Annotated in this window: 11 protein-coding genes and 1 riboswitch; of the genes, 2 read left to right on the forward strand and 9 right to left on the reverse strand. The window is 45.1% G+C overall.

What is annotated here, in order from left to right:
• Positions 1–52 precede the first annotated feature (52 nt).
• The gene (locus tag VF724_RS18155; RefSeq protein WP_371755659.1) at positions 53–1102 is read right to left on the reverse strand and encodes a sugar ABC transporter substrate-binding protein; all 1050 of its coding nucleotides are present in this window, start codon (positions 1100–1102) and stop codon (positions 53–55) included.
• Positions 1103–1717: 615 nt separating this feature from the next.
• Here VF724_RS18155 and VF724_RS18160 point away from each other — a divergent pair.
• On the forward strand, positions 1718–2365 hold the full coding sequence (locus VF724_RS18160) for a DUF190 domain-containing protein (protein ID WP_371755660.1): 648 nt from the start codon (positions 1718–1720) through the stop codon (positions 2363–2365).
• A gap of 12 nt (positions 2366–2377) precedes the next feature.
• Positions 2378–2439: riboswitch (Fluoride riboswitch) on the forward strand.
• A gap of 234 nt (positions 2440–2673) precedes the next feature.
• On the opposite strand, the gene VF724_RS18165 is transcribed toward VF724_RS18160, so the two are convergent.
• The 8 genes from VF724_RS18165 to pstS form a co-directional block, all read right to left on the reverse strand.
• Positions 2674–2856 carry a 4Fe-4S binding protein gene (locus tag VF724_RS18165; RefSeq protein ID WP_371755661.1) on the reverse strand — a complete coding sequence of 61 codons (183 nt, stop codon included), beginning with the start codon at positions 2854–2856 and terminating at the stop codon, positions 2674–2676.
• A 54-nt stretch (positions 2857–2910) separates the two neighbouring features.
• Complete coding sequence (locus VF724_RS18170) at positions 2911–3324, reverse strand: ArsI/CadI family heavy metal resistance metalloenzyme (RefSeq protein ID WP_371755669.1); 414 nt, start codon at positions 3322–3324, stop codon at positions 2911–2913.
• On the reverse strand, positions 3296–3559 hold the full coding sequence (locus tag VF724_RS18175) for a phosphate signaling complex PhoU family protein (protein ID WP_371755662.1): 264 nt from the start codon (positions 3557–3559) through the stop codon (positions 3296–3298). The genes VF724_RS18170 and VF724_RS18175 overlap by 29 nt, the downstream gene beginning before the upstream one ends.
• Positions 3450–3722 (reverse strand): PhoU domain-containing protein, encoded by a 273-nt coding sequence (locus VF724_RS18180; RefSeq protein WP_371755663.1) that lies wholly within the window; start codon positions 3720–3722, stop codon positions 3450–3452. Before VF724_RS18180 ends, VF724_RS18175 begins: the two co-directional genes overlap by 110 nt.
• Positions 3723–3749: 27 nt before the next feature.
• Positions 3750–4508, reverse strand: coding sequence for a phosphate ABC transporter ATP-binding protein PstB (gene pstB, locus VF724_RS18185; protein ID WP_371755664.1), 759 nt, complete (start codon positions 4506–4508; stop codon positions 3750–3752).
• Between the two features lie 12 nt (positions 4509–4520).
• Entirely contained in the window at positions 4521–5375 is an 855-nt protein-coding gene (gene pstA, locus VF724_RS18190; protein ID WP_371755665.1) for a phosphate ABC transporter permease PstA, read from the reverse strand.
• On the reverse strand, positions 5372–6325 hold the full coding sequence (gene pstC / locus VF724_RS18195; protein WP_371755666.1) for a phosphate ABC transporter permease subunit PstC: 954 nt from the start codon (positions 6323–6325) through the stop codon (positions 5372–5374). The genes pstA and pstC overlap by 4 nt, the downstream gene beginning before the upstream one ends.
• A 110-nt stretch (positions 6326–6435) precedes the next feature.
• A complete protein-coding gene (gene pstS, locus VF724_RS18200; protein WP_371755667.1) occupies positions 6436–7566 on the reverse strand; it encodes a phosphate ABC transporter substrate-binding protein PstS in 1131 nt (376 codons plus the stop codon).
• A gap of 296 nt (positions 7567–7862) precedes the next feature.
• On the opposite strand from pstS, the gene VF724_RS18205 reads away from it, so the two are divergent.
• On the forward strand, positions 7863–8573 hold the full coding sequence (locus tag VF724_RS18205; protein WP_371755668.1) for a response regulator transcription factor: 711 nt from the start codon (positions 7863–7865) through the stop codon (positions 8571–8573).
• The last annotated feature ends 358 nt before the right edge of the window (positions 8574–8931 follow it).

Consider the following 8931-nt stretch of genomic DNA (forward strand, 5'->3'; position numbering starts at 1 on the left):
TACCTTCAACACATATTTCCATTAAGTTATGCAAAGTCAACGATACAGCGCTTTAGAACGGCGCAACATAATCGCCGATCTGCCCTTTCTTCAAGAACCGGATCTCGTCTTTATACCATTTTTGCACAGGTTTCCCTTGAATTGCGTCGATAGCTACCTGGATATCCATTTGACCTTCCCAGATTAACGGCTGGCTTCCGGTTCCGTACATCGCGCCTTCATCAATCGCCTGCAGCGCTTCCTTCGTTCCGTTATACCCCACCACTTGAATTTGCCCGACTTTGCCGGCTTGTTTAATGGCTTGAACCGCACCCATGGCCAGGTTGTCATCCTCACCGTATACGCCCTTCAAATCAGGATACTTGGTGATGAAATCCTGCATGATGGACAATGCCTTTTTGCGGTCCCAAGGGGAAGCCTGTTCGTCAACGACCTGAATATTTGAGCCTTGCAGCTCATCCTTGAATCCTTTCGTACGGTCGATTTCCATCTGCGAGCCTTTAGCTCCTTGAATGATAACGACCTTGCCGCCGTCTTTTCCCAACGCTTCTTTCATCAATTGAGCGTCCGCTTTGCCAACTGCAATATTGTCAGGGCCGACCAGCGAAGTAACGTATTGTTTGCCCTCAGGAGCCACATCCAGAGCTGCCGTTATGACCGGAATGCCCGCATCGTGGAATTTCTTCACGGCCGGAATGATTCCGATCGGATCCACGGGGCTGATGATCACGGCGTCAACCTTCTGGGTAAGCAGATTCAGCGCCTGCTTCATTTGAGTCTGGGCATTTCCCTGTCCATCCTCAACGATCAAATCGACGCCCAGTTTCGCCGCTGCCTCTTTCTGGCCCGTGATGATGGCTTGCTCCGCCGGAATGTCGAACGCGAACCGCAAGGAGCCAATTTTATATTTCTTGCTTTCCGGACTGGGTGCACTCGGTGCACTCGAAGCACCGGGTGCGCCGGTTGCGCTTGCCGCGCCTTGCTTGCCCGCATCACTGTTCGCTGCCGGTGCCGCTTGATTGGATTTCCCGCATCCCGCAGCAACGATCAGCATACTGATGATCGCGATGAAAACCAAACTTGATTTCATGCTTCTTTTCATGATAACGTCCCCCTCAAAATTTGTGTTTCAATTACTTTTTTACCTAAATCATTTATGAAGTTAAATTCATGGAAGTTATAGATTTGACAGCGTTTACATTACAGATTTAAAAAAAATTCGAAGTCACTCTAAGCAGCCAGACCTTCAGATTTACGCAGTAAACCACTTCGGAAGCCAATATAGTTGTTCATGCCAATAAGAATTTGCTTTCCAAGAGCCCCGAAACTTATAAATTCTGGCGTGGTAAAAGAAGCGTGAACCTCTTGCTGTTTCACCCTGCTTCTGCTTGATCGATTTGATTTGTATTATAATGGTAATAAAATTACTGTTCAATATCGTTGTATCTATATACATGATAGATGCGGTCTATGAGAACCGGGGCTTTCCCAAAAGTCATCGCAGATGACCGAGGGATGAACCCAAATTCCGCCAAGCCGCAATCTGTCTCAACTAAAGAGGAACTGTCCCGGCCGGCTATAATTCAACGAATGCACTCCGTAATTTGTCCGTTCCGCTTGCATCCGTTTTGACATTACTTAGAAATATGGGGAAAACCTCATCAAACGTCCTTTGCCAGCACGTTGAAATAAAAGCCTGCCCGGACAGGAGGAAGAAATGAATTCGTCCAAATGGATTCAAATTATTGTCGGTGAATTCGAAGGCCAAGGCTCAGGTTTACTTTATTGGGATATTACCCGTAATCTGTTGGAAGATAAGTTCCGCCCCGTCTTCCTTACAAGAGCCGATAAAGGAATCGGGGAAAAGAATGAGATCCGGACGCAAACGCTGGAATCGATGCAATTCAACAATTTGCCGATCATGATCGAAACTGCGGGAGACAAAGAGCAGGTGGAGCATCTCGTTCCCGATTTGAAGAAAAAGGTATCTCATGGCCAGCTGGTGACAGTATCCGCCTATTCCTTGCTTGAGGAGACATCGCTGGCAAATGAGCATGAATATGTCATGTTAAAGATTTATTTTAAAGAAAAGTCGTCTTGGTTTGGGCGTCCGCTGCATGATGAGCTTTTATCCTTGATGCAAAAACAGGGTTTGATTTGGTCAACCGTCAAACGGGGAATTGCGGGCTTTGGAAACGATCAAGTCATTTCCAAACCCGGGCTTTTTTCCCGTTCCCAGGTTCCCATCATCATCGAGTGCATCGGCCCAGCAAAGGTTATCCGGGAAATGATTCCCGAAATCAAAAGCAAAGCAAAACATGCATGGATTGTTGTTTTGCCTCTTCAGGTGATCGTCAGCCAATAAACGTTTAATGACAAAATATCAGGCGATGGAGTTCGCCCGCAAATGTCCGTTCGACTAATGACTCCTACCGATTTCATTCGGTAGGAGTTTTTCTTTTATATCATGATCGGAAGGTGATAAGAAATGAAAACTATTGCAATTGCAGCAGGCGGATAGCTTGCAGCAGGTCCGGGAATTTCCGGGATATTGGCGACAACCTTGCCATCGGAATCGTATTTTGACGATAGCCTCAGGTTTTTCCGTTGTGCAAGACATGCAGTACACACAGCGGTGATCCGTGCTTAGATAGTTGCTTTGGAATTCAGCAGTTACGCAAGTGCGGACCGCCGTTGCTTTCTCATGAACAAACTCAATAAGAGACAACTTTGAGGTGACACTAAATCACACCGGTTAGCCGGACAAATGTATCGGCAGAATACCCTTCGTTCGAAAAGAAAAGTTACAAAAACCGCCAATCCCAAGAAGATGAGAAAGTATATACCTGTCTTCACAGGACTGGATACGACCCCGAACTTATAAAGAGGCAAACGGGCGATAAATATATATCAACAACAAGCGGAGGACATCGTTGTTGTCGTACAGCAAGCCAAATGGTTCATGCCATGTTGTTCAATATCTTTTTTCGTATAAAAGAACTCCCATTCGTTGCCGTCCGGATCGGTAATCCAAAACTTGTCTTGATTGGCATAGCAGCAGTCCGTATCAAGTTCATCCCTTATAGGCAATTCCTCTTGCAGGATACGATTCCGCTGCTCCGTCAACTCTTCCATCGAAGAAACCTGGAAACCAAAGTGCCCCACTTGGTTGCCTTTAACCTCATTTTTCAAATTCAAGGTGAAATTAACCTCTGGATTGTCCAACAAAAATTTCGCATAATCCGTTTTTACTTTTACGGGTTCCACCCCAAAAATGAATTCTTGCTCATCGATTTCATATGCTGAACGGTTTGCAACTGGGATTCAATCGCATTTTGATGTAAAGTGCCATACGGGGAATATCAACCAACGGCTTGATCAATTCTTGTTCACCGATGCGGAGTGTACCTTTTGCAATATCGGCAGCCAGATCGCCCATTCGTTCCAAATCATTTGCGACTCGGAAGGCCATTAAAATTTTTCGCATATCGCGGGCTACCGGTTGCTGTGTGGCAATCGTTTGAGGCCCCAATCTCCATAATTTTTTCTTCCAAAGCATTCAGTTCTCTATCCCTATCCAAGATCAGCTTCGCTTTTCCCGGATCCTGTTCTTTTATCGAATCTATGGATTCGATAATGGAGCGGTTGACACGCTGCCCCATTTCTTCCAAAATCGTTTGAAGCTCCTTCAAAGCCAAATCCAAATTTTTTCGATGTTCCATTTAATACTCCCCCTGGTAGTCTGTTCCTTAACCGAATCTGCCTGTCAAATAGTCTTCAGTCCGTTTGTCCGATGGAGAAGTAAACATGATGACCGTTTCATTATATTCAATCAGTTCCCCATTAAGAAAAAATGCGGTATAATCAGCAACCCGGGCAGCCTGCTGCATATTGTGAGTAACGATGGCGATTGTCACTTCCTCCTTTAATCTGCTGATCAACTCTTCGATATGACCTGTAGAAATGGGATCCAACGCGGATGCGGGTTCATCCATCAATAATATTTCCGGTTGGACAGCCAGAGACCTCGCAATGCATAAGCGCTGCTGCTGCCCCCCGGATAAGCTCATCGCGGAATGATCCAGCCGATCCTTTACTTCGTCCCATAAAGCAGCCATCGTCAGGCTTTTTTCCACTTCCTCGGTCAATATTTTTTTATTGCGAATACCGTTGAGCCGAAGCCCCGATGCGACATTTTCAAAGATGGACATCGTTGGAAAAGGATTCGGCTTCTGAAACACCATCCCGATTTGCCGACGGATTTGAACGGGATCCATCCGCGGATCGTAAAGATCCACATCGCCAAACCGCACTTCTCCCTCGACACGTCCGCCTTCCACCACTTCATGCATCCGGTTTAAGCACCGAATAAACGTGGATTTGCCGCAGCCTGAAGGACCGATAATCGCGGTGATCTTATTTTTTTCTATGGATATATCAATTCCTTTAAGGATCTCTGCTGAACCGTAATACGCCTTTAATTGAATGGTTTGAATCCCTTTAGCCAATTTATGCTCACCTCATGCCACATTTTTATAACGTTTTTTTGTGAATATTCTTGCCAGGATATTTAATGAGAGCACAAAGAAAATCAGAACCAGCGCCGCTCCCCAGGCTTTTGTAATCCAATCCTCGTACGGCGACTTGGCGTAATCAAAAATTTGGGCCGGTAGTGAGGCAATGGGCTCTGTCAATTTCTTGCTCCAAAAATGGTTGCCGAATGCGGTCAGCAATAATGGCGCCGTTTCTCCAGCAACCCGCGCAACGCCAATCATAATTCCCGTAACAATCCCCTTCGTTGCGTATGGGATAACAATTCGCATAATCGTTTTTGCTTTTGATATTCCCAAAGCATATGCGCCTTCCCGGATCGAATCGGGAACGAGCCGAAGGATTTCTTCCGTTGCCCTCACCACAATGGGAATCATCATAATCCCCAATGCAAGACCGCCGGATAAAGCTGAAAAATTGCCGAACGGACGGACAAATTCCAAATACGCAAAAATTCCGATGACAATAGAAGGAATGCCGAGCATGATATCCACAACAAATCGGACGATCGATGACAGCATGCCTTTTCTGCTGTATTCATTGAGAAATACCGCAGACATGATGCCGATCGGAATCCCGATAACGGAAGCAATTCCTACCAAAATTCCGGTTCCGACGATAGCATTGCCCACACCTCCCCCGGCTTCCCCGACCGGTTTCGGCAGTTGCGTGAAAAAATCCCAGTTTATAGCCCCGTATCCTTTATAGACAATATAGCCGATGATGCTTACAAGCGGTATGAGAGCGAGAAATGTAAAAAGGATGACAACGGAACGCATCATCAGATTCATCCACTTTCGATAAGCAAGCCTAGATGGTTTCATAGACGTCCCTCCACCCCCTGTCCTCTGGTTAACGACCAAATCAGCATCCTGGCCAATGCATTCAGCACAAAAGTGACAAGAAACAGCAGCAATCCGATTTCGATCAATGAGGATAAATAGATATCTTCGACCGCTTCCGTAAATTCATTCGCAATGACGGCGGCCATTGAATGGGCAGGAGCAAATAAGGAGGCCTTGATTTCCGGCCGATTGCCGATGACCATGGTAACCGCCATGGTTTCCCCCAATGCTCGACCCAATCCCAGAATGACGGCTCCCAGAATTCCAGGCCTTGCAATAGGCAGAACGACTCTCCAGATCGTCTCCCATTGCGTTGCGCCAAGCGCCAATATTCCTTCCTTTTGAAGGGTTGGGACAGATTCTATCACATCTCTCGACAATGCGGTAATGATTGGAATAATCATGATCGCCAACAATATTCCAGCACTCAGCATACCGATGCCGATCGGCGCGCCGGAAAAAAGCGGGAGCCACCCCAGTATGCTCATTAACGGTGTTTCAAGCCATTCCCGTACGAAGGGAACAAACACAAATAATCCCCATAAACCAAATAATATGCTTGGAATCGCGGCGAGCAGTTCAATCAGGAAAGCAATGGGCGCCTTTAACCATTTCGGAGCCAACTCCGTTAAAAACAGGGCTGCTCCGATACTGATCGGAGTCGCAATCGCAATCGCGATGAATGAGGAGACAACGGTGCCGAATATGAAAGGAAGCGCGCCAAAATGTCCTTTGACCGGATTCCAATCCGTACTGGTCAGGAATTGAAAGCCAAATTTTTGTATGGACATTCTGGACTCAAAGAATAAAACCAATACCATCCAAATGAAAAGCATAATAATCAATGAAGCGAATATCAGGGTTCCCGATTTAAAGAGTTTTTCCGCAAGCGGGTTGTTTTTTTTATCAGCCAGCAGCCTGTCTTCCATGATGTTTGATCACGTCCTTAAAAAAGCTTTGAATTCTAAACAGGTCAAGAGGGCGAATAAGGCTTCGCCCTCCCGGAGAATGAACAGGATAAATCCGAAAATGTTGCCGGTTATTTTATTTTTTCCATATTTTTATCATTGATTTTGGCGATCGCTTCGGGGATTTTGGCATAAAGAAGATCTTCCGAGTATTGTTGTCCGTCGCGGTATACCCATTTCAGCAAATCAATGACCGCTTGTTTTTTGTCGGCATCATCATATTGTGTATTCAACAGCGCCCAAGTAAATCCGACGATTCCGTATGATTTTTCACCCGGTTTCTCAACGATCGAAACCCGCGTATCTTCCGGCATGTTTGCCGCCGCCGATGCAGCCGCCAGGGAAGCTGCTTCCAAAGAAGGATAGACGAATTTGCCGTCTTTGTTTCGAAGCTGGGCATAAGCAATTTTATTTTTGTCCGCATAGGCCAATTCCGCATAACCAATGGCGCCTGGGGTTTGTTTGACTTGTCCGGCTACACCCTCGTTGCCTTTGCCGCCAATGCCGACGGGAAATTGCACAGACGTGCCCTTGCCCACTTTATCCTTCCATTCCGCGTTTACCGTGCTCAAATAATCTGTAAAAATCGACGTGGTTCCACTGCCGTCTGACCGGAATACTGGAGTAATCGCAAGATCGGGAAGCTTGACATCCGGATTGTCGGCGGTCAGCTTCGGATCATTCCACTTTGTAATTTTGCCGAGGTAAATACCCGCTAATGTATCTTGAGTCAGTTTAAGTCCTTTTTCTACACCGTCAATGTTATAAATCACCGCAACCGCACCGACAGTTACGGGGATGTGAATGACGCCGTTCTTGATTTTTGCGATATCCTCGTCTTTCATGAACGCGTCGGAAGCCGCAAAGTCTACCGTACCGGCAGTCAATTGCTTAATGCCGCCGCCCGAACCGATGGATTGATAATTGACTTGGACATTCGGGTGAAGTTTGTTATATTCCGCGAACATTTTCGAAAACAGCGGATAGACGAACGTTGAACCGGCTGCCGTCAATGTGAATTGTTTTTCGGCAGGTTTCTGGGCAGCTTCGGTTTGAGCGGGTTGCGTTTGAGCAGGTTCCGTTTTCTGGGCTCCCGAGGAATTTGGGCTGCCTCCATTCGAATTGCCGCAAGCAGACACCATAAATGCAAGCACTGCCGCAAGAATCATGGATAAAGACATTTTAGACCACTTTTGTAGCAAGAAGACCCTCTCCTATCAATATTTGATTTGACAAGATTCATCATAAAAGAAGACTGTCACATGGATATCAAACAAAAATTTGTCCAATGTAAAAAATTTTTGAATATCTTAACTTAAACTTAATTTTTGCGTAAGCATGTTAACTTGAAATTCACGCAATTAATTTTATTATTGATTTTTATAATTATATGGTTATATATTTATTGTATAATAATAATTAATTGATTATATAATTATCGCGCTGGTTTAAATCGATTTGGTCGTTTCAGGTAAAGCTCTTAGGAGGATTGTTGCGAATGGCACATCGAATTCTGATCATTGACAATGATCCGACAGTAACGAATCTGCTTTCGTATACGCTGGTACAGAAAGGCTACGAAATTTCGGTTTCGCATGATGGAAGAGAAGGCCTGAACCAATCGATCAGCAAACCTTATGATTTGATTATTCTTGAAGTATTGCTTACCGGAATGAACGGGATTGATCTTGTAACGAAAATGAGACATATGGGGAGTACGGCGGCGGTAATTTTTCTGTCATCCAAAAATGGCGTGCAGGATATTATTGAAGGTTTAATGGCAGGCGCCGATGATTATATGACGAAACCTTTTGAGGTTGCTGAGTTATTGGCCCGCATCGCTGCAACCCTTCGGCGAATTTCTCTGCCAATGGAGAAAAACAGCATGTCCAATGTGAACGAGACGATTATTTTTGGCGATATGCAAATTGATCCGATCAATTATGAAGTCATCGCCAACGAAAAACGTGTCCATCTGCGAAAAAAAGAATTTGAGCTGCTTCTCTTTCTCGCAAGACGACCGGAAACGATTGTGCCCAGAGAAGAAATTATCAATATGTTCTGGGGAATTGATCACATTAGCGGAAAAAGAACATTGGATGTCCATATCAGTTTGCTGCGAAAAAAAATTCAATCCTCCAGCCAATCCGTGGTCATTGCATCCGCCCGTTCCATCGGCTATAAACTGTCTTTGCGAAAATCGGTCTGATTTTCCTCGGGTGAATAATAACAAATCACCCCGCATTTCGTTGCAATTAGTAGCCTGTGATATTCCAATTCGATTGGAAAAATCAACTTGATTAATCTTATTCAGCTTTCTGATCATTCTAATACAGCTGCCTATGGTTTCGATATGTATCACTCCTATTAATTAGAAAGTCCCGATGACTGTTCAAATCACCGGGACTGATTTAGTGGTTCACGACTTTTTTTATTGGTTCACGACTTTTTTATCAACAGACAAGATTTATGCACCCAAAATAAAGTCGTATAGCCCCATTCCACCTTCTCCACACCTTCCAAACCCTTGCCACTCCTGGTTTTTCTCGACTTCCCCTTCAAATTGT

Origin of the sequence: Ferviditalea candida, from assembly GCF_035282765.1 — a bacterium.
Classification (GTDB): domain Bacteria; phylum Bacillota; class Bacilli; order Paenibacillales; family KCTC-25726; genus Ferviditalea; species Ferviditalea candida.